This window comes from Aliiroseovarius sp. Z3 (assembly GCF_029105185.1).
Taxonomy (GTDB): domain Bacteria; phylum Pseudomonadota; class Alphaproteobacteria; order Rhodobacterales; family Rhodobacteraceae; genus Aliiroseovarius.
Genome location: NZ_JAFMZK010000004.1, coordinates 13,366 through 36,099 on the forward strand (window position 1 = coordinate 13,366; position 22,734 = coordinate 36,099).

Annotated in this window: 21 protein-coding genes and 1 pseudogene; 14 read left to right on the top strand and 8 right to left on the bottom strand. The window is 59.2% G+C overall.

Annotation, left to right across the window (positions count from 1 at the left end; genetic code table 11):
* Positions 1-73: 73 nt before the first annotated feature.
* Positions 74-1,369, bottom strand: coding sequence for an HlyD family type I secretion periplasmic adaptor subunit (locus J3R80_RS08170; protein WP_275393281.1), 1,296 nt, complete (start codon positions 1,367-1,369; stop codon positions 74-76).
* Positions 1,359-3,098 (bottom strand): type I secretion system permease/ATPase, encoded by a 1,740-nt coding sequence (locus J3R80_RS08175; protein WP_275393282.1) that lies wholly within the window; start codon positions 3,096-3,098, stop codon positions 1,359-1,361. The genes J3R80_RS08170 and J3R80_RS08175 overlap by 11 nt, the downstream gene beginning before the upstream one ends.
* 647 nt (positions 3,099-3,745) lie before the next feature.
* Here J3R80_RS08175 and J3R80_RS08180 point away from each other — a divergent pair.
* The 14 genes and pseudogenes from J3R80_RS08180 (at position 3,746) to J3R80_RS08245 (ending at position 18,755) form a co-directional block, all read left to right on the top strand.
* Positions 3,746-4,417 carry a metallophosphoesterase family protein gene (locus J3R80_RS08180; protein WP_275393283.1) on the top strand — a complete coding sequence of 224 codons (672 nt, stop codon included), beginning with the start codon at positions 3,746-3,748 and terminating at the stop codon, positions 4,415-4,417.
* Between the two features lie 132 nt (positions 4,418-4,549).
* On the top strand, positions 4,550-5,281 hold the full coding sequence (locus J3R80_RS08185; protein WP_275393284.1) for an ABC transporter ATP-binding protein: 732 nt from the start codon (positions 4,550-4,552) through the stop codon (positions 5,279-5,281).
* Positions 5,282-5,283: 2 nt separating this feature from the next.
* Positions 5,284-7,647, top strand: coding sequence for an ABC transporter permease (locus tag J3R80_RS08190; protein WP_275393285.1), 2,364 nt, complete (start codon positions 5,284-5,286; stop codon positions 7,645-7,647).
* A 4-nt stretch (positions 7,648-7,651) separates the two neighbouring features.
* On the top strand, positions 7,652-8,866 hold the full coding sequence (locus tag J3R80_RS08195; protein ID WP_275393286.1) for an HlyD family efflux transporter periplasmic adaptor subunit: 1,215 nt from the start codon (positions 7,652-7,654) through the stop codon (positions 8,864-8,866).
* Between the two features lie 195 nt (positions 8,867-9,061).
* On the top strand, positions 9,062-10,270 hold the full coding sequence (locus J3R80_RS08200) for an aminopeptidase P family protein (protein ID WP_275393287.1): 1,209 nt from the start codon (positions 9,062-9,064) through the stop codon (positions 10,268-10,270).
* A gap of 180 nt (positions 10,271-10,450) precedes the next feature.
* The gene (locus tag J3R80_RS08205) at positions 10,451-11,551 is read left to right on the top strand and encodes an ABC transporter ATP-binding protein (protein WP_275393288.1); all 1,101 of its coding nucleotides are present in this window, start codon (positions 10,451-10,453) and stop codon (positions 11,549-11,551) included.
* Between the two features lie 111 nt (positions 11,552-11,662).
* On the top strand, positions 11,663-12,769 hold the full coding sequence (locus J3R80_RS08210) for an extracellular solute-binding protein (RefSeq protein WP_275393289.1): 1,107 nt from the start codon (positions 11,663-11,665) through the stop codon (positions 12,767-12,769).
* A gap of 124 nt (positions 12,770-12,893) precedes the next feature.
* Positions 12,894-14,168: an ABC transporter permease gene (locus tag J3R80_RS08215; RefSeq protein WP_275393290.1), complete on the top strand. Its 1,275-nt coding sequence runs from the start codon at positions 12,894-12,896 to the stop codon at positions 14,166-14,168.
* A 14-nt stretch (positions 14,169-14,182) separates the two neighbouring features.
* A pseudogene (locus tag J3R80_RS08220) lies at positions 14,183-15,028 on the top strand (ABC transporter permease); the annotation flags it as partial.
* A 237-nt stretch (positions 15,029-15,265) separates the two neighbouring features.
* Positions 15,266-15,895, top strand: coding sequence for an ATP-dependent Clp protease proteolytic subunit (locus tag J3R80_RS08225; protein ID WP_275393292.1), 630 nt, complete (start codon positions 15,266-15,268; stop codon positions 15,893-15,895).
* Between the two features lie 164 nt (positions 15,896-16,059).
* On the top strand, positions 16,060-17,328 hold the full coding sequence (gene clpX / locus J3R80_RS08230; RefSeq protein WP_275393293.1) for an ATP-dependent Clp protease ATP-binding subunit ClpX: 1,269 nt from the start codon (positions 16,060-16,062) through the stop codon (positions 17,326-17,328).
* A 186-nt stretch (positions 17,329-17,514) separates the two neighbouring features.
* On the top strand, positions 17,515-17,889 hold the full coding sequence (locus J3R80_RS08235; protein ID WP_275393294.1) for an NADH:ubiquinone oxidoreductase subunit NDUFA12: 375 nt from the start codon (positions 17,515-17,517) through the stop codon (positions 17,887-17,889).
* Between the two features lie 51 nt (positions 17,890-17,940).
* Positions 17,941-18,396 (top strand): outer membrane lipid asymmetry maintenance protein MlaD, encoded by a 456-nt coding sequence (locus J3R80_RS08240; RefSeq protein ID WP_275393295.1) that lies wholly within the window; start codon positions 17,941-17,943, stop codon positions 18,394-18,396.
* Between the two features lie 14 nt (positions 18,397-18,410).
* Entirely contained in the window at positions 18,411-18,755 is a 345-nt protein-coding gene (locus tag J3R80_RS08245; RefSeq protein ID WP_275393296.1) for a DUF2155 domain-containing protein, read from the top strand.
* On the opposite strand, the gene aat is transcribed toward J3R80_RS08245, so the two are convergent.
* From aat to J3R80_RS08275, 6 genes are all read right to left on the bottom strand, one after another.
* On the bottom strand, positions 18,719-19,375 hold the full coding sequence (aat, locus tag J3R80_RS08250; protein ID WP_275393297.1) for a leucyl/phenylalanyl-tRNA--protein transferase: 657 nt from the start codon (positions 19,373-19,375) through the stop codon (positions 18,719-18,721). The genes J3R80_RS08245 and aat overlap by 37 nt on opposite strands.
* Before the next feature lie 6 nt (positions 19,376-19,381).
* Positions 19,382-20,734, bottom strand: a complete 1,353-nt coding sequence (gene accC, locus J3R80_RS08255) for an acetyl-CoA carboxylase biotin carboxylase subunit (RefSeq protein ID WP_275393298.1) — start codon at positions 20,732-20,734, stop codon at positions 19,382-19,384.
* Between the two features lie 10 nt (positions 20,735-20,744).
* Positions 20,745-21,248: an acetyl-CoA carboxylase biotin carboxyl carrier protein gene (gene accB / locus J3R80_RS08260; RefSeq protein ID WP_275393299.1), complete on the bottom strand. Its 504-nt coding sequence runs from the start codon at positions 21,246-21,248 to the stop codon at positions 20,745-20,747.
* 192 nt (positions 21,249-21,440) lie between these two features.
* Positions 21,441-21,848, bottom strand: a complete 408-nt coding sequence (locus J3R80_RS08265) for a hypothetical protein (protein ID WP_275393300.1) — start codon at positions 21,846-21,848, stop codon at positions 21,441-21,443.
* A gap of 102 nt (positions 21,849-21,950) precedes the next feature.
* Positions 21,951-22,493: a LuxR C-terminal-related transcriptional regulator gene (locus J3R80_RS08270; protein ID WP_275393301.1), complete on the bottom strand. Its 543-nt coding sequence runs from the start codon at positions 22,491-22,493 to the stop codon at positions 21,951-21,953.
* A gap of 31 nt (positions 22,494-22,524) precedes the next feature.
* Positions 22,525-22,689 carry a hypothetical protein gene (locus J3R80_RS08275; RefSeq protein ID WP_275393302.1) on the bottom strand — a complete coding sequence of 55 codons (165 nt, stop codon included), beginning with the start codon at positions 22,687-22,689 and terminating at the stop codon, positions 22,525-22,527.
* Positions 22,690-22,734: the final 45 nt, after the last annotated feature.

The window sequence follows — 22,734 nt, forward strand, 5'->3', positions numbered from 1 at the left end:
GCGATTTGATGTCAGGAACGCAGTTGCCGCGCCGGGCCGGGGCGCGCGGCCAGTTCCCTGACCGCGCGTGCCATCATTCTTCGCGAAACGCCAGATCAAGATAGTCCGTGAAGGGTTTCAACAGGTAAGAGGCCGGGCTCTGTGCTCCGGTCTGGATGAACGCCTCGACCGGCATGCCGGGTATAATCTCGTTTTCACCCAAGAGATCGTAGGCGGCTGGATCAATCTCGACCTCACCCGCGAAGTATCTCTGACCGGTTTGTTCGTCCGTTATGGCATCGGCCGAGATCAGGCTGATCTGCCCAGACAGTTCTGGCGTCGTGCGGGCATTGAATGCCGGAAACTTCAGAACGGCTTCTTGCCCAACGGTGACCCGGTCAATCTCCAACGGGGCCAGCTGCACAGATACGATCAGCGGGCTATTGTCAGGCACGATCGCGGCCACTTCGCCCCCGGCTGGTACGACCGAACCGACGGTGTAAACGGTCATGCCATAGACCACCCCATCCACAGGCGCCTTCAGGTTCAGCCGGGACAGGCGTGTTTCGACAGCACGCAGTTTTTCCTGCAGCTCTGCCTCGCGCGGTTGCAGGTTGCGAAGCTCTTCCTGCGCACTTTCCTGACGTTCCGACCGGGCTTTCAGACGCTCAATCTCGTAGCCCGCGATGGCATTGCGCGTGGCCGCGATTTGTGCCTCGGTCTCGCCGGTCAGGCCATTGATCTGGGCCATCTGTTTTTGCAGGTCCAGAACCTGTGACCGTTCGGTCAGGTTCCTGTCCAGCAGATCCTGAAAGGTCTTCAGGTTGTTGCGCATCAACTCGGCCTGCTCGCGATTGGCCGCGAGTTGCTTTTCAAGCCCGACAATTGACGCTTCGGATTGCGCGCGTCGTTCGCGCAACTGATCGTCGGTCTGGCCAAGCGTTTTGCGGCGGGTGTCGAACAGTTTTTGTTGTGTATCCAGAATGCCTTGCAGGTCGAGGTCACCCTTGGCACCGGACAGAAGTGCAGGGCGGAAGGTGATTTCCCCCGCTTCCACCGCTTCGGCGGACAGACGATCAATGTTGGCTTGTACTTCAAACAGGGCGTGGCTGATGATGTTTTGTTCAGACCGCAGTTCGGCATCGTCCAGCAGGATTATGGTTTCCCCTGCTTTGATCGTGTCGCCATTGCGCACAAGGATGTCTGCGACCACACCGCCATCCGGGTGTTGCACGACCTGTTTGCGTTGGTCGACCTCGACATAACCCGACGCCACAACCGCCGCGTTGATGGTTGAATACGCGCCCCAAGCCAGCAATCCGCCCAGCCCGATGATCAGCGCCCACATGCCCTGTGCTACATAGGTTTTTGCATTCCAATCACTGGGCATGTTCAAGCCTCCGGCTGTTTTGTGCCGGCACAACGGCCGGGCTTTTTCTGACAAATTTTTCCAGAATATCCTGGCGCGGACCAAAGGCGCGCATCTTGCCATTATCAATGAGAAGCACCCGCTCGCATTGCGCCAAAGCAGAAGGGCGGTGCGAGATAATCAGGACCGCCTGACCGGCCTCTTTCGCGTTCGAGATCGCCTTGTTCAGCGACCGGACCCCGCTGTCATCCAGGCTGGAGTTTGGCTCGTCGAGGATCAGAACGGCGGGATCGCCGAACAGTGCACGGGCCAGCCCTACACGTTGGCGCTGTCCCCCAGAAAGCCGACTTCCTCCGTCGGATATGACTGTGTCGTACCCATTGGGAAGGCCAAGGATCAATTCGTGCGCCCCCGCAGCGCGTGCGGCTTTGACGATATCTTCGGGGTCGGCGTCTGGATCAAACCGCGCCACGTTCTGCGCGACCGTGCCCGGAAACAACACCACGTCTTGTGGCAGATATCCCAACAGACGACCAAGCCGATCCGGCGCGTATTGATGAAGGTCGGCACCACCCAAGCGGATTTCGCCGGTGCGGGGCGGCCAGACCCCGGTCAATGCTTTGGCCAAGGTGGACTTTCCAGCCGCACTTGGTCCGATTACGGCGACGGCTTCGCCCGGCTGAATGTCAAAGCTGACCCCCATCAGCAATGGTTTGGTCGCACCAACAGGTGCCACGGTAAGTCCTTTAACCTGCATTCGACTTTCGGGTGCGGGCAGCGGCATCAGGGCAGGGCGGGGCGGTGTATCGGTCAAGACCGAGCGCAGCGAACGCCATCCTTGGGCAGCTGCCTGAAACACGCCCCATTGCGCGACCGACTGCTCGACCGGAGCCAGCGCCCGACCCAGAAGGATCGAGCCTGCAATCATCGCGCCCGGCGTCAGCTCGCCACGCAATACCAACCACGCGCCAAGCGCAAGGATGCCGGACTGTAACAACAGCCGGAACGCTTTGGTCGCGGCTGCAAGTCGCCCGCGTTTGTCTGCTGCAAATATCCGGCTGCTCAGGGCGTCGCGCCGCACCTGGGTCCAGCCGTCGGTCAGCGGTTCTTCCATGCCAAGGCCCTGCACCGTCTCGATGGATTTGCGCATGTAATCGGTGCGACCGTCGGCCTGTGCCGAAAGCTGGCTTGCCTCGGACAGCGCAGCACTTGTGACGCGTTGATTGGCGAAAGCCAGAATGAACAAAACCAATCCACCGGCCAAGGCAAACCAACCCATCATCGGGTGGAAGATGAACAAAAGTGCAAGAAATGCCGGTGCCCATGGCAGGTCGATCAAAGCAGTCAAAGCAGGAGAGGCAAGCAGCGACTGAATGCTGGTCAGATCACGCAACCCGGTTGCCGGGCGTGACCGCTGATCTGCGTTTTCGGCCTGTCGCAGTACGGCGTCAAAGACGCGTCGGTCCAATGCCGACTGAAACCCTGCGCCAACACGAGCCAGCACTCGTCCCCGCACGTGATCCAGAAACCCCATCAGCGTGTAAAGAAACACCACAAGGCCAAACAGGGCGACCAATGTGGCCGAGGATCGGCTGGACAGGACGCGGTCATAGACTTGCAGCATGAACAGCGGACCAGTCAGCATCAGCAGGTTGACTGCTGCACTGAAAATGACAACGCCGATAAGTTCGTATCGAAACCCCGCCAGGGTGTGGCTGAGTTCGCGGGATTGGTGTCTTGGATCGGTCATATCCGCTCCGTTTTGGTCAGACGTGGCAGCAGGCGTGCCGCGTTGGTCATGCGACACGCCGTGGATACGGTTGGAAACGATCTGAGGAGGGGTGCTGCAGCTTTACCTGCTCTGCACACCCCATTGGCCGTTTTGTCTCCGTGAGTGGTCGGGGTTAAAAAGGGCGAAAGTGAAGAAATGGGGAGTCCTCTCCACTGGGTCGAGCGTGTTGGGCGATCCGACGCCTGTTTTGTGGTGGAGATCGGCAATCTTGTGCCAGTCAGGTGGCTCGGATGGTCTCGCAGTCGCGATTCCGCTCAGCCCTTGCCGCCAAAATGGTGTGAAAGCGCCGACCATGCGATCGGTCAGCCCGTTCTCGGGAGGGCAGAATTGGTGAGTCGCCTTGCCGGTCGTCGTCTTTGTCGCCTTCAGCAATTCAGACAGCTAAGCCTCGGTCAAGTATCAGCACGGTGCAGGGTACTGGTCTTCGGGGGCGGGGTCGTCCTATTGTCGCAGCATGACAATCTCTGCGTAACGGCCACACAGAGGAACCAGAAACAAGGAAGGCACAGGCGCCCATGCGTTGGTTCAGACGACGAAGCAGAGGACTCTCAGACACGAGCGCGCCGCGGTTTGATGCGCCGTTCTTGCCTGTTGCCCCATTTTGCGTGGTCGGCGATATCCATGGCCGAATGGACCTTCTGGCCGGTGCTTTGGAAGGGATTGCAAACCATTGGCCCGAACAGCCTGTGGTGTTCGTCGGGGATTATATCGACCGAGGGCCAAACAGCGCAGAGGTGTTGCGTCACTTGTTTGGTTTGCAATCGTCCAACCCGGACAGGATCATATGCCTTCTGGGAAACCACGAAGACATGCTGCTGGGCTTTCTCGACGGCACGCTACAGGATCATCGCATCTGGTTTCAGAACGGAGGCGACGCGACCCTACGAAGTTTCGGGATCAGCCTTCCGACCAAAGCGCCTACAACGGACGAGGTTGGTGAAATCCGTGACAGCCTGCAACAGGCCATGGGGGCGGATCTGATGGCATGGCTGCGCGATCTGCCACTGGTCTGGCGTGCGGGTAATGTCTGGGTGACACATGCTGGCGCGGATCCTTTTGTTGATATGGAGCGACAAGACCGCACCGCCCTTTTGTGGGGGCATCCTGATTTCCGAAAACTGACGCGGACAGACGATCAGTGGGTTGTGCACGGCCACACGATCGTTCCCGAAGTTCTGTGCAACGACGGGCGCATCGCAATTGATACGGGTGCGTATCACACGGGGCGGTTGTCGGTCGTTCATGTTTCAGACGGTGGGATAAAGCTGCTGCCCTGATCACAGCGCCGGGTTGCGACGATTTTTCCGCTCTTTTCCCACGAATACGGGTTGATGCGCGCTGCATGTGTGACAACATCCGGTTGTGAGATAGAAGGGTTACATCGCCCAAACAGATTAGCGGTGACAACCATGAGCTTTGATGGCGGCGAAGTCAGCCGCACGCCGATCTACCGGATGCAGGATCTGACCAAGACCTACCGGACCGAGGCGGTCGAGGTGCACGCCTTGCGTGGCGTCAGTGCCGAACTTCCGGCGGGCGAGATCATCGTGCTGCTGGGGGCATCAGGGTCAGGCAAATCAACGCTTTTGAATATTCTGGGCGGCTTGGACACCGCGACGTCCGGCAAGGCCTGGTTTCGCGATCAGGATTTGACGACAAAGTCCGACCGCGAATTGACGCGCTATCGCCGCGAGCATGTGGGGTTTGTTTTCCAGTTCTACAATCTGGTCCCGTCGCTGACCGCGCGGGAAAACGTGGCGCTCGTGACCGAGATTTCGACCCATCCGATGTCGCCTGAAGAGGCGCTGGAGCGTGTCGGGCTTGGTCACCGCATGGATCATTTCCCGGCCGAGATGTCGGGGGGGGAACAGCAACGGGTTGCCATTGCCCGCGCCATTGCAAAACGGCCCGAGGTTCTGTTGTGCGACGAACCCACAGGGGCGCTGGACAGCAAGACCGGTGTTCAGGTGCTGGAAGCGCTGCACACTATCAACACCGAACTTGGCACATCCACGCTGGTGATCACTCACAACGCGGGCATTCAGGCGATGGCGCACCGGGTCGTGTTCTTCGCGGACGGCACCATCACCGAGATCCGCGAAAATGCCGACCGGATCGAACCGACCGAGATCGAGTGGTAGCCATGCGGGTTCTGGATCGAAAACTGTTTCGCGATCTCAGGCGGCTTTGGACGCAGAGCCTGGCCATCTCGGCGGTGCTGGCGGTCGGGGTCATGATCATGGTCATGTCCAACGGGGCCGAACGCAGCCTGCGTGAAACCCGCGATACCTTTTACGAACGCAATCGGTTCGGCGACCTGTTCGCCAGCGCCTCGCGCGCGCCGAACGCGCTGGCGGCCGATATCCTGTCGATTGATGGCGTGACCCGGGTCGATACACGCATTTCCGATTTCGCCATACTGGACATTGCGGATATGTCGGAACCCGCCGTGGGGCAGGTATTGTCACTGCCGGCATCGGGTCTGCCTGCGATGAACATCCCGACCATCACCAAGGGCCGTATGCCGGAACCCGGACGGCGCGACGAGGTGTTGGTGAACCAGAATTTCGCGGATGCGCACGGGTTTTCGCCGGGGGACCGGTTCGGTGTCACGCTGAACGGGCAGAAGCGGGACCTGACGATCACCGGCACCGCGCTCAGCCCAGAGTTCATTTACACGATCGGCCCGAACTCGATCATGCCTGACGACCGGCGCTTCGGCATCCTGTGGATGGCCGAGGATGTGCTCGGCGCGGCCTTCAACCTGACCGGGGCGTTCAACGCGGTGTCGGTTCAACTGGATCGCGATGCTGACCCAGACGCCGTGACCGATAGGCTGGACGAGGTGCTGAAACCCTATGGCGGCACCGGGGCCTATCCGCGCAAGGACCAAATCTCGAACGCCTTTCTGGATGGCGAGTTGACGCAACTGGGCGTCATGGCCGAAGTCGTGCCGCCGATCTTTCTTGTGATCTCGGCCTTTCTTGTGAACATGGTGCTGGGGCGGCTGATCGCGTTGGAACGTGAACAGATCGGGCTTCTGAAGGCGCTGGGCTATCAGCGGGCCGAGATCAGCTGGCACTACATCAAGCTGGCGCTGGTGATCGGTTGTGTCGGCGTGGCACTTGGCTGGGGGTTCGGTATGCTGGCCAGCCACGGCATGGCCCAGCTTTATGCCGAGTTCTTTCATTTTCCCTATCTGGTCTTTGTCCAGTATCCGTCGGTCTATGCCATCTCTGCCGGGGCGGGGCTTCTGGCCGCCGGGCTTGGGGCGGTCAGCGCGGTTCGGCGGGTGGTCGGGTTAAGCCCCGCAGTGGCCATGGCGCCGCCTGCGCCGACTCGGTTTCGCCGCGGATTGCTGGATCACCTGATTGTCTGGTTGAAACCGCGCCAGCCCTCGATGATGATCCTGCGCGCCATCGGTCGCTGGCCGGTCAGGGCCGCGCTGACAACGCTGGGGATCGCTACATCAGCCTCGGTCATGATTGCCGCGCTGTTCATGTTCGACGCGATGGACGAGCTTCTGGATGTGAGCTTCGTGCAAATCAACCGGCAGGATGCGATTGTGCAATTCGCCGCGCAACGGTCCGAAGACGTGCTGGAAGATGTGGCCAACCTGCCCGGCGTCACGGCCGCCGAGGGCGTGTGGGCCATGCCCGCACGGCTGACCAACGGGCATCTGACCCGGCGCATCGCAATCGAAGGACGTCGGCCCGAGAACAGCCTGTCCCGGGTCTTTGACACGGAAACAAACCTTCTGGTGCGTCCCGAGCACGGCATCGTTCTGGCCCGCCGTCTTGCCAATCATCTGAACGTCGGGGTCGGGGACGAATTGACGGTCGAGTTTCTTACGATCCCGGACAGCCAGCACAGGCTGACGGTCACGGGGCTGGTCGGGCAGTATTTCGGGCTGGGGGCCTATATGAACGCCGAAACCCTGGCGCGTCTTGTGGATCGGCCGGTGCAGGTCACACAAGCCAATCTGCTGATTGACGCCGCGCAGGAAGACAGGCTTTTCGAAACCATCAAGGCGGCACCGGCGGTGGCCGGGCTGACCCTGCTTGCGCAGGTTCGGCAATCGTTCAACGATACGATTGCCCAGAATGCGGGCATGACCACCACGATCAACTCGTTCCTCGCTGCGCTGATCGCAATCGGTGTGGTCTATAACTCGGCCCGTATCCAACTGTCCGAGCGGGCACGCGAATTGGCCAGCCTGCGCATCCTCGGGTTCACCCGGGGCGAGGTCAGTTATATCCTGCTGGGCGAGCTTTTCCTGCTGACCGCCGCTGCGATCCCCCTGGGTTTGGTGATCGGTCGGCTTCTGGCCGGGGCGATGGTGGCGAGTTTCGACAGCGATCTGTATTCCATCCCGCTGGTGGTGTCGCGCGGCACCTATATGTGGGCGGCGGGTGTGGTGGCCGTGGCATCGGTCGTGTCGGCGATGATCGTGCGGCGGCGGATCGACCGGATGGATCTGGTCGCCGTTATGAAGACAAGGGAGTAACCGGATGAGCTGGAACATGCGCAACACGATATTGGCCGGGGTGGCCGTGGTCGCGGTGGCGGGCTTTGCCTATATCGCGACCAAACCGGAACCCGTTCCGGTCGATATCGCGACCATCGCCCAGGGACCGATCGAGGTGACGGTCAATGTCGAAGGGCGCACGCGCGTGCGCGATGTGTATGACGTATCGGCTCCGGTGGCAGGGCAGTTGACGCGCAGTCCGGTGGCAATCGGGGACATGGTGACGGCGGGCGAAACCATCGTGGCCCGGATCGCCCCGGGTGATCCGGCGTTTCTGGACGTGCGCTCGCGGGCGCAGGCCGAAGCGGCAGTGGCGCAGGCCACGGCTGCGGTATCGGTGGCAGAAGCGCAGATTTCCATGGCCGAGGCAGACCTTGCCCACGCACAGACGATCCTGAACCGCCTGCACGATCTGCATTCGCGCGGCACCATCCCGCAAGCACAGCTTGAGGATGCCGAACTGGGGGTCGATGTGGCGGCGGCGAAACTGGACAGCGCACATGCGGCTTACGACATGCGGGTGGCTGAACTGGCCGCGCAGAAGGCCACGCTGATCGAACCGCGCGATCAGGACGCCGCCGGTCAGGGTGACGCCTGCTGCATCGACGTGAAAGCGCCGGTGTCGGGCAAAGTGCTGACCGTCGCGAATGAAAGCGCGCGTCCGGTTCTGCCCGGCGCCCCGATTCTGACGATTGGGGAAACCGATGACCTTGAGATCACCGCCGAGATTTTGTCCACCGATGCCGTGCGCCTGTCCCCCGGGGCGGGTGCCTATGTCGACAGGTGGGGCGGTGACGGTGCGCTGGAGGCGCGCGTTCGGGTGATCGAACCCGCAGGGTTCACCAAGGTATCCGCCCTTGGCATCGAAGAACAACGCGTGCGCGTGGTACTGGACCTGCTGACCCCGAAAGAAGACCGCGCCGCGCTGGGCCACGGGTTCCGCACCTTTCTGCGGATCGTCGAATGGCAGGGCGAGGGGGTGATCGTGCCCCTGTCGGCCCTGTTCCGCGATGGCACCGACTGGGCGGTCTTTGTTGTCGACGGGGACCATGTCGCCTTGCGCAAGGTCGAGCTGGGGCAGCGCAACAGTGACGAGGCGGTGGCCTTGTCCGGTCTTGCCGAAGGCGAACAGGTTGTCACCCATCCCGGCGACCGCGTGGCGGACGGGGTGCTGGTGGTGGATCGCAGCACGCTTTGAGCTTCGACACCCAAATTCCGTTTGACAGGACAGCCCCCTTTCACCAAAGATCGCGCCATCCGCAGCGATGGCGTCGCTGCCCTGCGCCCTGGCCCAGCCGCCAGCGCAAGGTCCGGAGATCAACTGCCCTGCACGCCGGGGAGTTTGGTTGGCCGGGCACACATGACTCGGCCTCGGAATACGGAGACCTGAGATATGTCACGCACCCAGTTTTTTATTTGTGAGAACGGTGAAAAAGCCCCGCTGCCCTTTTCGGATGCGGAGTATGAGCGCCGGTTGAAGACCCTGCGCGGGATCATGGCGGACCGCGGGGTCGAGGCGGTTCTGTTCACTTCGATGCACAACATCGCCTATTATTCGGGCTTTTTGTACTGCTCTTTCGGGCGGCCCTATGGCTGTGTGGTGACGGCGGATCGCTGCACGACCGTGTCAGCCAATATCGACGCAGGCCAGCCCTGGCGGCGCAGCTTCGGCGACAACGTCATCTATACGGACTGGGAGCGCAACAACTACTGGCGCGCGGTCAGGGACGTGATCGCGGGGGCCAAATCAATCGGGATCGAAGGGGATCATCTGACGCTGGCCCAACGGACGCTGGCCGAGGAGTTTTTGGGCGACGCCAGTTTCACCGATATTGCCCCGGATGCGATGCAGGCACGGATGGTGAAATCCAACGAGGAAATTGCCCTGATCCGCGAAGGCGCACGAATTGCCGACCATGGTGGCGCAGCCATTCGCGATGCCATCCGCGTTGGTGCGCGGGAAATCGACATCGCAATGGCTGGCCGGGACGCAATGGAGGAAGAAATCGCCCGCGCCCATCCCGACAGCGAAATCCGCGACAGTTGGGTCTGGTTCCAGTCCGGCATCAACACCGATGGCGCCCACAACCCGGTGACGACGCGCAAGCTGGAAGCCGGTGATATCCTGTCCTTGAACACCTTCCCGATGATCTCGGGCTATTACACCGCGCTGGAACGCACCCTGTTTATCGGTGACCCCGACAAGGAAAGCCTGCGCATCTGGGAAGCCAATGTCGCCGCGCACGAGCTGGGCATCTCGCTGATCAAACCCGGTGCGACCTGTTCCGGTATCACCGCCGAGATCAACCGCTTCTTCGAAAGCGAGGGGCTGCTGCAATACCGGTCCTTCGGGTATGGGCACAGTTTCGGGGTGCTGTCGCATTACTATGGCCGCGAAGCCGGGCTGGAATTGCGCGAAGATATCGACACCGTGTTGGAGCCGGGAATGGTCGTGTCCATGGAACCCATGCTGTTCCTGCCCGAAGGTACAGCGGGCGCTGGTGGCTATCGCGAGCACGATATTCTTGTTGTGGGCGAAACGGACGCCGAAAACATTACCGGCTTTCCTTATGGTCCCGAACACAACATCGTGTCCGTATGACGCGAAATTCACAAAAAGTGTCGGGATCGAGCAGCGAAACTGTCATAATTAGTTAGAGGCTATGGCTGTCGCGAGGGTGATCTTCGCGACGGCCTGCGGATTTCCTGTTGATATTCTCGTTAGGTTCGTGTTGGCTTATGCCCAACAAACGAAAAGAAAAACATAGACCAGGGGGGTCACTTGGCTGATGCAGCTTCCAACGACGGGTTCGTCGTTTTTGATCGTGTCCAGAAAAGCTATGATGGGGAAACGCTGGTTGTCAAAGACCTGAACCTCTCAGTGGCCAAGGGCGAATTCCTTACCATGCTTGGGCCGTCGGGGTCGGGCAAAACAACATGTCTGATGATGCTGGCCGGTTTCGAAACCGCAACGCACGGAGACATCCGGCTTGGTGGTCAGCCGATCAATAATATCCCACCTCACAAGCGCGGTATCGGAATGGTGTTCCAGAACTACGCGCTTTTCCCTCACATGACGATTGCCGAAAACCTGTCCTTCCCGCTGGAAGTGCGGAAGATTGGCAAATCCGACCGTGAAGCGAAGATCAAGCGCGCTTTGGATATGGTTGAGATGGGTGATTTCGGTGGACGTCGCCCGGCCCAGCTGTCCGGTGGGCAACAGCAGCGTGTTGCCTTGGCGCGGGCGCTGGTGTTCGAGCCCGAGCTTGTTCTGATGGATGAACCCTTGGGCGCGCTCGACAAGCAGCTGCGTGAAAAGATGCAGTTCGAGATTACGCATCTTGCACACGAGTTGGGGATCACCACAGTTTACGTGACCCACGACCAGACCGAGGCGCTGACCATGTCCGACAACGTGGCGGTGTTCGACGATGGCCGTATTCAACAGCTTGCGCCACCAGATCAACTTTACGAGCGGCCGGAAAACAGCTTTGTTGCGCAATTCATTGGTGAAAACAACACCTTGGAAGGCGTAGTGACCGAGATCAATGGTGACAAGTGCATCGTCAAGCTGGACGATGGCGAAATCATTGACGCCACACCCATCAACGTCAACAAGGTCGGTGATCGGACCATCGTGTCGATCCGTCCCGAGCGTGTCGAATATAACAAAGAGCGTTTGCAGGAGGGGGTCCATACCCTGAAGGCGGAAGTGCTCGAGTTCATTTACATGGGCGACATTTTCCGCACACGGCTGCGGGTGGCGGGGAATGATGAGTTTATCATCAAAACCCGGAACGCCCCGGATGTTGAGCGTCTGACCCCCGGTCAACAGATCGAGATCGGATGGTTGCCGTCCGACTGTCGCGCGCTGGACGCCTAATTCGAATTGCTTCGGGGCCGTATGACCCCGGGCATACTAGCCAGAGGTTTGCGATGTACCCGTTCATGCAAACCCGACCAATCGAACGGGGATAACTAGGGAGAATAAAGTATGAAACTTGTGAAGACTCTTCTGGCCAGCTCTGCACTGACCGTCACCGCAAGTGCGGTGTCGGCGCAGGACATGGCCAACGAGATGACCCTCGTTTCTTGGGGTGGCGCTTATCAAGCCAGCCAGGTGAAGGCATATGTTGAGCCTTATCTGGAAATGCACCCCGAGGTCAGCGTCACATGGGACGAAAGCTCGGCGGAAGCCGTGGCCAAGCTGCGTGCAATGAACGAAGCTGGCAATGTCACGTGGGATCTGGTTGATGCCGTTGCATCGGATTCGATGCGTCTGTGCGACGAAGGTCTGGCAGAAGAGCTGAACCATGACGAAGATCTGGCGGCTGCCCCGGACGGCACTTCGGCGTCCGAAGATTTTGGCGATCTGTTGGTATCGGATTGCTTCGTACCTCAGATTGTCTATTCGACCACGTTCGGCTATCGCACCGACATGGTGGGCGATACCCCACCGTCCTCGGTCTGTGATGTGTTTGATCTGGAGAAATATCCGGGCAAACGCGCGCTGCAAAAGCGCCCGATCGACAACATGGAATGGGCGCTGTACTGCGATGGCGTCGCCAAGGACGAAATCTATGACGTTCTGGGCACCGACGAAGGTGTTGCCCGTGGCCTTGCCAAGCTGGACACCATCAAGGATCAGGTTGTCTGGTGGACGGCTGGCGCAGAAACGCCCCAGCTTCTGGCAGATGGCGAAGTTGTGATGGGTTCGACCTTCAACGGTCGTCTGTTCTCGGCCATTGCCGAACAGAACCAGCCGATCGGTATGCTGTGGGATATGCAGTCCTTCGACCTTGACGGTTGGGTTGTTCCTGCTGGCCTTCCGGAAGATCGCAAAGCCCGTGTGATGGACTTCCTGAAGTTTGCGACCGACACGCAGCGTCTGGCGGATCAGGCCGCTTACATTTCGTATGGTCCGGCACGTAAGTCGTCGGCTCCGCTGGTTGGTAAACATGCAGAGCTTGGTATCGACATGGCACCACACATGCCGACCGATCCCGCGAACTCGGGCAACGTTCATGTTTATGACTATGAATGGTGGGCCGATAACCGTGACGATCTGAACGCCAAGTTCGAAGCTTGGCTGGCCAAGTAATTCTGGCTGACGGGAGGGGCCGCTCGGCCCCTCCCACCCAAATAAAGTTTAGGCACGATTTGTTTGTCACTTTGACTGAATCGAAACCGATAACGACAAAAAAGCTTACGCTGACAGGGATGACATGAGCGATATGACCGATACGAGCGGCCCCGTTCTGGCCGCAGATGGAACGCCGCTAAAGCGCAGCTTGGCAAAGGCACTCAGGCGACAGAAGCTTCGTGCGTTGATGCTGATCGCGCCGTTGTTGCTGTTCATCCTGGTCAGTTTCATTCTGCCGATTGGCGACATGCTGTATCGCTCGGTCGAAAACAAAATTGTGGTGAACACGCTACCGCGCTCGGTCGAAGCCCTGAGCGGCTGGGATGCCGACAGCGGCGAGCTGCCTGACGAAGCGGTGTTCGCCGCAATGGCGGCAGACTTGCAAGAAGCCTATGAAGCCCGAGCGCATACCAGAGTCGGCTCGCGGCTGAACTATGAATATCCGGGCATCTCGTCGGTGTTTCGTAAGTCGGGGCGAAGCGCCGGTCGGTTCGACCTGGAAAGCGGCGGCCCCTGGAAAGAGGTATTGATCGACCTGGACGACGGCTGGGCCGACCCGGGTGTCTGGCGCACGATTCAAACCTATTCGCCGCCGGTCACGTCGGGTTATTTCCTGAACGCTGTCGATATGCGTGTGGGGTCGGACGGGGCGGAAATGCGCCCTGAAGCCGAGCGGATTTACATGAACCTGCTCGTCCGCACCCTGTGGATGTCGCTGCTGATCACCTTCTCGTGCATCGTTCTGGCGTATCCCGTGGCGTGGCTTCTGGCGAACCTGCCAACCCGTCAGGCCAACCTTTTGATGATCCTGGTGTTGTTGCCGTTCTGGACATCGCTTCTGGTGCGAACCTCGGCGTGGAAAATCCTGCTGCAACAACAGGGCGTGATCAACGATATCCTTGTGTGGATCGGGCTGGTCGATGACAATGCGCGGCTTATTATCATCAACAATCAGTTCGGTACGATTGTCGCGATGACCCATATCCTGCTGCCATTCATGATCCTGCCGATGTATTCAGTGATGCAGACCATTCCGCCCAGCTATCTTCGCGCCGCGAAAAGCCTTGGCGCTACGGACTGGACAGCGTTCTGGAGGGTCTATTTCCCGCAGACCATTCCGGGTATCGGAGCTGGCTCGATCCTCGTGTTCATTCTGGCCATTGGCTACTACATCACGCCGGCACTGGTTGGCGGTACCAAGGGGACGTTCATCTCGAACCAGATCGCGTTCCACATCTCGACATCACTCAACTGGGGTCTTGCCTCGGCGCTGGGTGCCATTCTTCTGGCGGTCGTTCTGGTCCTGTACTGGGCCTATGACAAGATCGTCGGCATCGACAACGTGAAGCTGGGGTAACGGACATGGCCAAACTTCCTCCTTATACGACGACCGGCCAGCGCATTTGGCATTATACGTTCCTGGTGATCTGCGGGTTGATCTTTTTCTTCCTGATCGCGCCGATTGCCGTGGTGATCCCGCTAAGCTTCAACTCGCAAAACTTCTTCACCTTCACCAAGGAGATGCTGAGTTTGGACCCCGATGGGTATTCACTGAAACACTATCGTGACTTCTTTTCGAACCCCGATTGGCAGAATGCCATGTGGAACTCGATCAAGATCGCGCCGGTTGCGACGGTGCTTTCGGTGTCGCTGGGCACTCTGGCCGCGATCGGGCTCAGCCAGCCGCATGTGCCCGCACGCCGGGCGATCATGGCGATCCTGATTTCGCCGATGATCGTGCCGCTGATCATTTCGGCGGCGGGTATGTATTTCTTCTATTCGAAGATCAACCTTGCCGGCACCTATTGGGGTGTTGTGCTGGCCCATGCGGCGCTGGGCATTCCTTTTGTGATCATCACGGTGACGGCGACGCTGGTTGGGTTCGACCGGTCCTTGACGCGGGCGGCCGCGAATATGGGGGCGGACCCGGTGACAACCTTCTTCCGCGTTCAGATGCCGCTGATCTTGCCGGGTGTCATCTCGGGGGCGCTCTTTGCCTTCATCACCTCATTTGACGAGGTTGTGGTGGTGATCTTCGTCGGGTCAGCCAAACAACAGACGCTGCCATGGCAGATGTTCACCGGCCTGCGCGAACAGATCAGCCCCACCATTCTGGCGGTTGCGACGATCCTTGTGGCCGTGTCGATCGTGTTGCTGACAATTGTCGAACTTCTCCGCCGCCGCTCGGAACGGTTGCGTGGGATGAGCCCCGGCTGATTGTCGCGCACCATCGAACCAAACAGCGGCACCCTTTCGGGTGCCGTTTTCATTTCGGAAATCCAACCGCACTTAGATCAGAGAATTGTTAACCAAATTCAGGCATCCCTGTCGCGAATGTGCCGATGTGGGTCTGGCCGGGGAAGCACCCCCCTTGCAGCCCCTTTCCAGCGGCACTAACATCATGCGTCAGGGGCCGACCCAACGGCGCTGGCGTGAACATGAAAGCAGGCTGAAATGCACGATTCTCTCGAAATTTATAACAACACCCTTGTGCCCATGGTTGTGGAGCAGACATCGCGGGGCGAACGGGCCTATGACATCTTTTCGCGCCTTTTGAAGGAGCGGATCGTGTTCGTGAACGGACCGGTTCACGACGGCATGTCCAGCCTGATCGTAGCACAGTTGCTGCACCTCGAGGCCGAGAACCCGAAGAAAGAGATCTCGATGTATATCAACTCGCCCGGCGGCGTGGTGACGTCGGGCCTGTCGATCTATGACACGATGCAATATATCAAACCGGCCGTGTCGACACTTGTTATTGGGCAAGCTGCCTCTATGGGGTCGTTGTTGTCAGTGGCCGGCGAAAAGGGCATGCGCTTTTCGCTGCCGCATTCGCGCATCATGGTCCATCAGCCGTCTGGTGGTTACCAAGGGCAGGCCACGGATATCATGATCCACGCAGCCGAGACCCAGAAGGTCAAGGACACGCTGAACCAGATCTATGTGAAGCACACCGGAAACGCGTTGAAAGACGTTGAAAAAGCGCTGGAACGCGACAACTTCATGTCACCGCAAGAGGCCAAGGATTGGGGCCATATTGACGAGATCGTCGAGAATCGCGGCAAGGGAGATGACGAAGAATAATGATGCGGCCCGGTTCTAAATCGGGCATTGCCACACCGGGTCAGGCACAGGGAAAAACCGGATTGTGCCTGCCCGGACACTGCCCTAGACTTGCGGTAACGGTAGCAACGGCCGCTCGATTGGGCGCAAACCGGGTTCCGGCGCGGACCCTATAGGACGAAATGATGGCGAATAATTCTTCCGGCGACAGCAAGAACACACTCTATTGTTCGTTCTGCGGCAAAAGCCAACATGAAGTGCGAAAGCTGATTGCGGGGCCGACCGTATTCATCTGCGACGAATGTGTCGAGCTGTGCATGGACATCATTCGCGAAGAAACCAAGACGACCGGTCTGAAAGCCGCCGATGGTGTGCCGACACCGATCGAGATTTGTCAGGTTCTGGATGACTACGTGATCGGGCAAGCCCACGCCAAGCGTGTGTTGTCCGTTGCGGTCCACAACCACTACAAACGCCTGAACCACGCCGCGGCGGCAGGCGATGAGATTGAACTGGCCAAATCCAATATCATGCTGATCGGTCCGACCGGATGCGGCAAGACGCTGCTGGCGCAAACGCTGGCGCGCATTCTGGATGTGCCGTTCACCATGGCGGACGCGACCACGCTGACCGAGGCGGGATATGTTGGCGAGGATGTCGAGAATATCATCCTGAAGCTGCTTCAGGCATCGGAATACAATGTCGAACGCGCGCAACGCGGCATCGTCTATATAGACGAGGTCGATAAGATCACCCGCAAGTCGGACAATCCTTCGATCACCCGCGACGTGTCGGGCGAGGGCGTGCAGCAAGCCCTGTTGAAGATCATGGAAGGCACGGTTGCCTCGGTCCCGCCACAAGGCGGGCGCAAGCATCCGCAGCAGGAATTCCTGCAGGTCGACACGACCAACATCCTGTTCATCTGTGGCGGGGCGTTTGCCGGTCTGGACAAGATCATCGCGCAGCGCGGCAAGGGCTCGGCCATGGGCTTCGGCGCCGATGTGCGTGAAAACGATGACCGGGGCGTGGGCGAGTTGTTTCAGGAGTTGGAGCCGGAAGACCTGCTGAAATTTGGCCTGATCCCGGAATTTGTCGGCCGTTTGCCAGTAATCGCGACACTGGAAGATCTGGATGCCGAAGCTCTGGTCACCATTCTGACCAAACCGAAGAACGCTTTGGTTAAGCAGTATCAGCGCCTGTTCGAACTGGAAGACGCGCAACTGACCTTTACAGACGATGCGCTGAAGGCCATCGCCAAGCGTGCCATTGAACGCAAGACTGGCGCGCGCGGCCTACGCTCGATCATGGAAGACATCCTGCTGGATACGATGTTCGACCTGCCGGGGCTTGAGAATGTCGATGAGGTTGTGGTGAACGAAGAGGCCGTGACCTCGGACGCCAAGCCGTTGATCATCTATGGCGAGGCTGCGAAGGAAGAAGTTAGCGCAAGCTGATCAATCCCGACACAATAGCCAAAAGGCCGAAAATCGAGCCACCGCCCGCGCGGTGGCTTTTTCGTTGGACAGCAGAACTGCGCCAACCTGCCGCATTTCGCCCAAAGCCCGACGGAACCGCCGCAAAACACTGGACCTTCCGGCCCGCTTGCGCCATATGAAGTGAGAACAAAACCGGAGACTGACATGCGTTTCATCTTGTCCCTGCTGACCTGGTATCACCGCGAAACCATTGGCACGCGTCTGTTCACTTGGCGCAAAGGCGTGAAAGTGGGAGAGGATGAGCAAGGCAATGTCTTTTATCGCAACCGCGATGACAGTCGCCGTTGGGTCATCTTTAACGGTGAGCCCGAGGCAAGCCGCGTCAGCCCCGATTGGCATGGTTGGCTTCATCACACGTTTGACAACAGCCCGGCGGATGCACCGCTGGCCCACAAACCGTGGGAGAAGCCGCATCAGGACAACCTGACCGGCACTCCTCTGGCCTATGCGCCTGCAGGGTCGTTGCGCCAGAGCAAACCGGCTGACCGCCGCGATTACGAAGCCTGGCAGCCTGAGTAAGCTTTCAGCGCCGTCAGACAGACCCGAGTTCCCTGATCGAAAAGGGTTGCTATGAGCGATAGCCACACAACAGAAGTCGTTACCGGCAGCGTGGTTCTGGCCGCGGCGGTCGGGTTTTTCCTTTATGCCGGCCAAATCGTCGGGCTGTCCGGATCGGGTGGCAGCACCAGCTACTCGGCCTCTTTCCGTACCGCCGATGGTATTTCTGTCGGGACGGATGTCCGGCTGGGCGGCGTGAAGGTCGGTACCGTCACCGGCATTGAGCTGAACCCGGAAACCTATCGTGCGGACACCGCGTTTACCGTGCAGTCCGATGTGGCGTTGCCCGATGACACGGCGATCATCATTTCGTCCGAGGGGTTGCTTGGTGGTTCTTATGTCGAGTTGTTGCCCGGTGGTTCGCCGTTCAACCTGGAACCGGGGGCCGAGATCGAGGATACCCAAGGGTCCGTCAGCCTTGTCCAACTTCTGCTCAAATACGTCGCCGGAAGCGAGGATACAAAGTGATCTTGCGCGCTGCCATGACGGCCGTTTTGCTGATCGCCAGTGCGGTTTGTGCCAGCGCGCAGACCGGCAAGGCGACCGGCGCGTTGCTGCGTGGTCTGGACAAGGTCTCTGGCACGCCCATCGACTTTTCGATGAAGGTTGGCGACACGGTCGAACTGGGCAAGCTGCGGGTCACGCTGGGCGAATGCCGCTATCCCACGGACAACCCATCAGGTGACGCTTATGCGTGGCTTGTGATCCGGGATGGGAACGACGATCAGACCACCTTTGAAGGTTGGATGATCGCCTCTTCCCCTGCGCTGAACGCGCTGGATCATCAACGCTATGACGTCTGGGTTTTGCGCTGCACGACAGACTGAGCGTCGGGCAGGGGCTTGGACGTGATGTCCGCAGTGCCATGCGAAAGGGCGGCCTCTAACCTATCGTGATAGGTTTTGCGGGGGATTTCGATCGCACCCAAGCTGGCCAGATGCGGTGTCAGGAACTGGGTGTCGAACAGGGTGAAACCTGTATTTGCAAGGTGAAGGGTAAGATAGGCCAGAGCAATTTTTGACGCGTCACGATGACGCGAGAACATGCTTTCACCAAAAAACGCCCGTCCAAGTGTTACGCCGTAGACACCACCAACAAGCGCGTCGCCGTCCCACAGCTCCAGTGAATGGGCGTGGCCCATATGATGCAGTTGAGCGTACAAATCGAAGATGGTTGTGTTGATCCACGTCTCATCCCGTTTGGCGCAGGCCGCGACGGTGCCCGAAAAATCCCTGTTCAGCGCGACCTGAAACGGAGCGCGCCGAATGGTGCGCGCCAGGCTGCGCGAGATACGAAACCCATCCATGGGGAAAACCCCGCGCGCTTCTGGGTCCACCCAGAAGACGCGCGGATCGTCGCGGCCTTCGGCCATGGGAAATACACCCATCGCGTAAGCACGCAGCAGAAGTTCGGCGCTAAGGGGCGGCGGATCTTGGGGCGGGGCCAACGGCCCCTAACCCAGATTTTCTTCCAGCCAGCGTTCCAGCCAGTGGATGTTGTAATTGCCGGTGTGAATGTCCTCTTCCGCCAACAGTTGGTGGAACAGGGGCACCGTGGTATCGACCCCGTCGACGATCAATTCACCCAAGGCGCGTTGAAGCCGGGCAAGCGCCTCGGGACGGTCGCGGCCGTGCACGATCAGCTTGCCGATGAGGCTGTCATAGTAGGGCGGAATGGAATAGCCATCATAGAGGGCGCTGTCCATCCGCACCCCCAACCCACCCGGTGCATGATACTGCGTGATCTTGCCGGGGCAGGGGGCGAAATTGGGAAGGCGTTCGGCGTTGATGCGAATTTCGATCGCATGGCCGTTCACTTCAAGGTCATCCTGTCCGAAGGACAGCGGCATACCCTCGGCCACACGAATTTGTTCGCGGACGAGGTCGACACCGAAAATGGCTTCGGTCACCGGGTGTTCCACCTGCAAGCGGGTGTTCATTTCGATGAAATAGAACTCGCCATCTTCGTACAGAAACTCGATTGTCCCCGCGCCGCGATAGCCCATTTCGGCGATTGCCTTGGCGCAGATGCCACCAATATGGGCGCGTTCTTCGGGGCTGATACTTGGGCCGGGGGCTTCTTCAAAAACCTTCTGGTGTCGCCGTTGCAGCGAGCAATCCCGCTCTGCCAGATGCACTCCCGCGCCTTGCCCATCGCCGAATACCTGCACCTCGATATGGCGCGGTTTCTGAAGGTATTTTTCGATATACACTTCGGAATTGCCGAAGGCGGCTTTCGCCTCGGATCGCGCGGTCGAAAACGCGGTGTCAATCTCGGCCTCGGAGTTGGCGACCTTCATGCCGCGCCCGCCGCCGCCCGCGGTCGCCTTGACGATCACAGGATAACCCATCTCGGCCGCCAGTTTGCGGGCTGTCGCAATGTCGGGCACGCCGCCATCTGAGCCCGGTACAACTGGAATGCCCAGATTGATCGCGGTTTCCTTTGCGGTGATCTTGTCACCCATCATACGGATATGTTCCGCGGACGGGCCAATAAACGTGATCTCGTGATCTTCCAGCACCTGAACGAATTGTTCGTTTTCGGACAGGAAGCCATAGCCCGGATGAACCGCTTGTGCGCCGGTGATTTCGCAGGCTGCAATTATGGCGGGGATCGACAGGTAGCTGTCTGTGCTGGACGGTGGGCCGATGCAGACACTTTCATCCGCCATGCGGACATGCATTGCGTCCACGTCGGCGGTCGAATGCACCGCCACTGTCTTTATTCCCATCTCGCGTGCGCCGCGGATGACGCGCAACGCGATCTCTCCACGGTTGGCGATAAGGATTTTGTCGAAGTGGGCCATGTGATGTCCCTTATTCGATGATCATCAGGGGTGCACCAAATTCAACGGGGGCACCATCTTCGACCAGAATGCGTTTGACCGTGCCAGCACGTGGCGCCGGGATCTGGTTCATGGTTTTCATCGCTTCAACGATAAGAAGCGTCTGACCTTCTTCCACCTTGTCGCCGATGCTGACAAAGGCTGGCGTGCCCGGTTCAGCCTGAAGATAGACCGTGCCGACCATTGGTGATGGAACCGCGCCCGGATGACCTGCCGGGTCGTCTGACGCACGGGCAGAGCCGCCAGCGTCGGGAGCTGTCGCCGCAGGGGATGGTGCCGGTGCCGGAGCTGCCGCCACGGTCGGCGCCGCTGCGGTCATCTGTACAACCTCTTTCGCGCGGCTGACGCGGACGTTCAGGCTGTCATTTTCGCCATAGTCGCGCATGACCTCAACCTCGGACAGGTCATTTTCTTGTAGGATTTTCGCCAGTGCCTCGATGAAGGATACGTCATTTTCATGATGTTTTTTCGTCATGGGTCCTCACCCTTGTTTCTTTTGCCCAGTGTTTGCGCGGGCAATGCATGATTGCAACGCTTATAGGACGCTAGGTAAGGGGAGAAAAGCGATTAAAATGTACTGTGGAAAACCTGAGCTGTCGTTTCCTGCGAAACGCAAGCAGCGCGAACATGCTGCCCGAGGTGCGAAACGTAGCATTGAGCCGTCCACTCAATCCCGAGTGGGCGCCGGCGGCTCACGGTCCGGAGTTGGGTCCGAGGCATGTTCTCCCCGGAAATCCATGCTGTCTTGATCAGATTGCTGAGCTCTTGCACGTTCGGTTTCTATCCGGGCCAGTTTTTGCTGGAGCATCTGGTCTAACTCCAGAACATTAACCTGAAAGCTGGGTGGCGGCCCGGCCAAAGTGTCGGGTTCGACCTCAACCTCTGTCGAGGCAGGAGCCGTCTTGTCCTGTGCTTGGAAAGCCGTGCTGTTGTGCGCCGCGTTGTGCATGTCGGCGCGCGCCTTCCCGGCATCCGGTGCGGCTTCTATCTTCGAGGTGTCAGGAGGTTTGCGTATGTGTGAATTGGCCAGCAGACTGGCCTGAGGCCCCATTGGGGCAGGTATCGTGAATTCCATCGCCTCACTCCGTCTGCAGTTGGTCCCCACCGGCAACGAAAGTAATTAAGTATTCTTTCGAAAGTGTTAACGGGAACGCTCTGAAATGGGGAGTGGTTAACGCTAGAGCGGCATACCCGAAAACTTCGCGACCAGCTCCGGCAGTTTGCGCGCCCCGAACTTTTGCAACAACCGCGCGCGATGGGCTTCGACCGTTCGATAGCTGAGGTTCAGCATCAGGCCGATTTCCTTTGACGTGCGACCCTGACAGGTCAGGATCGCGACATCCCGTTCCCGCGGCGTCAGTGCCACCACCGGCCGTTCAGCGGACAGGTCTGCAAAGCTCCAGACGCCTTGTTTGAATGGGTTTTCCGGCGTCAGGCTGGTTCCCCGCACGCGGCACCAGAACAAATCGCCATCCAGTCGCCGCATGATGCGTTCGTCTTCGTAGCGACCCGTTTTCCGAAGGCGGTCGCCGCCAACCCGCTCGACCTTTTCGTAATCCTTCAGGGACGGGTACAACCGTTCCAGAGGCATGTCTTCAAATGCGCCCACGACATCGCCGAACATCTCGGCGAAGCGTAGATTGCATTGCCGCACGATCCGGTTTTCAGTCAGCGCAAGCCCGGTCGGCGCGTGCATGAAGGCAAGGTCCATTTGCGTCATTATGGCATCCTGCCAAAGGTTGCGCGGCAATTCAATTGAATGCGATGTCGCGACGAACCCGAGTTGGGGGTGTTTGCTTCTTATGGGCGACCTGGATTTGTGTTGTGGCTGTGATGCCCACCAAATCGAACATTTCGGCGGCGAAACCACCAGCACGACGCCGTCTGAACAGCACAAAGTCGCGATTGATCGACATTCTTCGGCTCACGCCGCTTGACCGATCACACAAAAAAGGCGCGTC

What these genes read in the sequence shown, in the direction of transcription:
- accC (WP_275393298.1), bottom strand. Translation starts at nt 20,734, where the DNA reads ATGGCCCACTTCGACAAAATCCTTATCGCCAACCGTGGAGAGATCGCG.
- J3R80_RS08225 (WP_275393292.1), top strand. Translation starts at nt 15,266, where the DNA reads ATGCACGATTCTCTCGAAATTTATAACAACACCCTTGTGCCCATGGTT.
- J3R80_RS08195 (WP_275393286.1), top strand. Translation starts at nt 7,652, where the DNA reads ATGAGCTGGAACATGCGCAACACGATATTGGCCGGGGTGGCCGTGGTC.
- J3R80_RS08235 (WP_275393294.1), top strand. Translation starts at nt 17,515, where the DNA reads ATGCGTTTCATCTTGTCCCTGCTGACCTGGTATCACCGCGAAACCATT.
- J3R80_RS08190 (WP_275393285.1), top strand. Translation starts at nt 5,284, where the DNA reads ATGCGGGTTCTGGATCGAAAACTGTTTCGCGATCTCAGGCGGCTTTGG.
- J3R80_RS08240 (WP_275393295.1), top strand. Translation starts at nt 17,941, where the DNA reads ATGAGCGATAGCCACACAACAGAAGTCGTTACCGGCAGCGTGGTTCTG.
- clpX (WP_275393293.1), top strand. Translation starts at nt 16,060, where the DNA reads ATGGCGAATAATTCTTCCGGCGACAGCAAGAACACACTCTATTGTTCG.
- J3R80_RS08245 (WP_275393296.1), top strand. Translation starts at nt 18,411, where the DNA reads ATGACGGCCGTTTTGCTGATCGCCAGTGCGGTTTGTGCCAGCGCGCAG.
- J3R80_RS08210 (WP_275393289.1), top strand. Translation starts at nt 11,663, where the DNA reads ATGAAACTTGTGAAGACTCTTCTGGCCAGCTCTGCACTGACCGTCACC.
- J3R80_RS08265 (WP_275393300.1), bottom strand. Translation starts at nt 21,848, where the DNA reads ATGGAATTCACGATACCTGCCCCAATGGGGCCTCAGGCCAGTCTGCTG.
- accB (WP_275393299.1), bottom strand. Translation starts at nt 21,248, where the DNA reads ATGACGAAAAAACATCATGAAAATGACGTATCCTTCATCGAGGCACTG.
- J3R80_RS08275 (WP_275393302.1), bottom strand. Translation starts at nt 22,689, where the DNA reads ATGTCGATCAATCGCGACTTTGTGCTGTTCAGACGGCGTCGTGCTGGT.
- J3R80_RS08270 (WP_275393301.1), bottom strand. Translation starts at nt 22,493, where the DNA reads ATGACGCAAATGGACCTTGCCTTCATGCACGCGCCGACCGGGCTTGCG.
- J3R80_RS08200 (WP_275393287.1), top strand. Translation starts at nt 9,062, where the DNA reads ATGTCACGCACCCAGTTTTTTATTTGTGAGAACGGTGAAAAAGCCCCG.
- J3R80_RS08215 (WP_275393290.1), top strand. Translation starts at nt 12,894, where the DNA reads ATGAGCGATATGACCGATACGAGCGGCCCCGTTCTGGCCGCAGATGGA.
- J3R80_RS08185 (WP_275393284.1), top strand. Translation starts at nt 4,550, where the DNA reads ATGAGCTTTGATGGCGGCGAAGTCAGCCGCACGCCGATCTACCGGATG.
- J3R80_RS08175 (WP_275393282.1), bottom strand. Translation starts at nt 3,098, where the DNA reads ATGACCGATCCAAGACACCAATCCCGCGAACTCAGCCACACCCTGGCG.
- J3R80_RS08170 (WP_275393281.1), bottom strand. Translation starts at nt 1,369, where the DNA reads ATGCCCAGTGATTGGAATGCAAAAACCTATGTAGCACAGGGCATGTGG.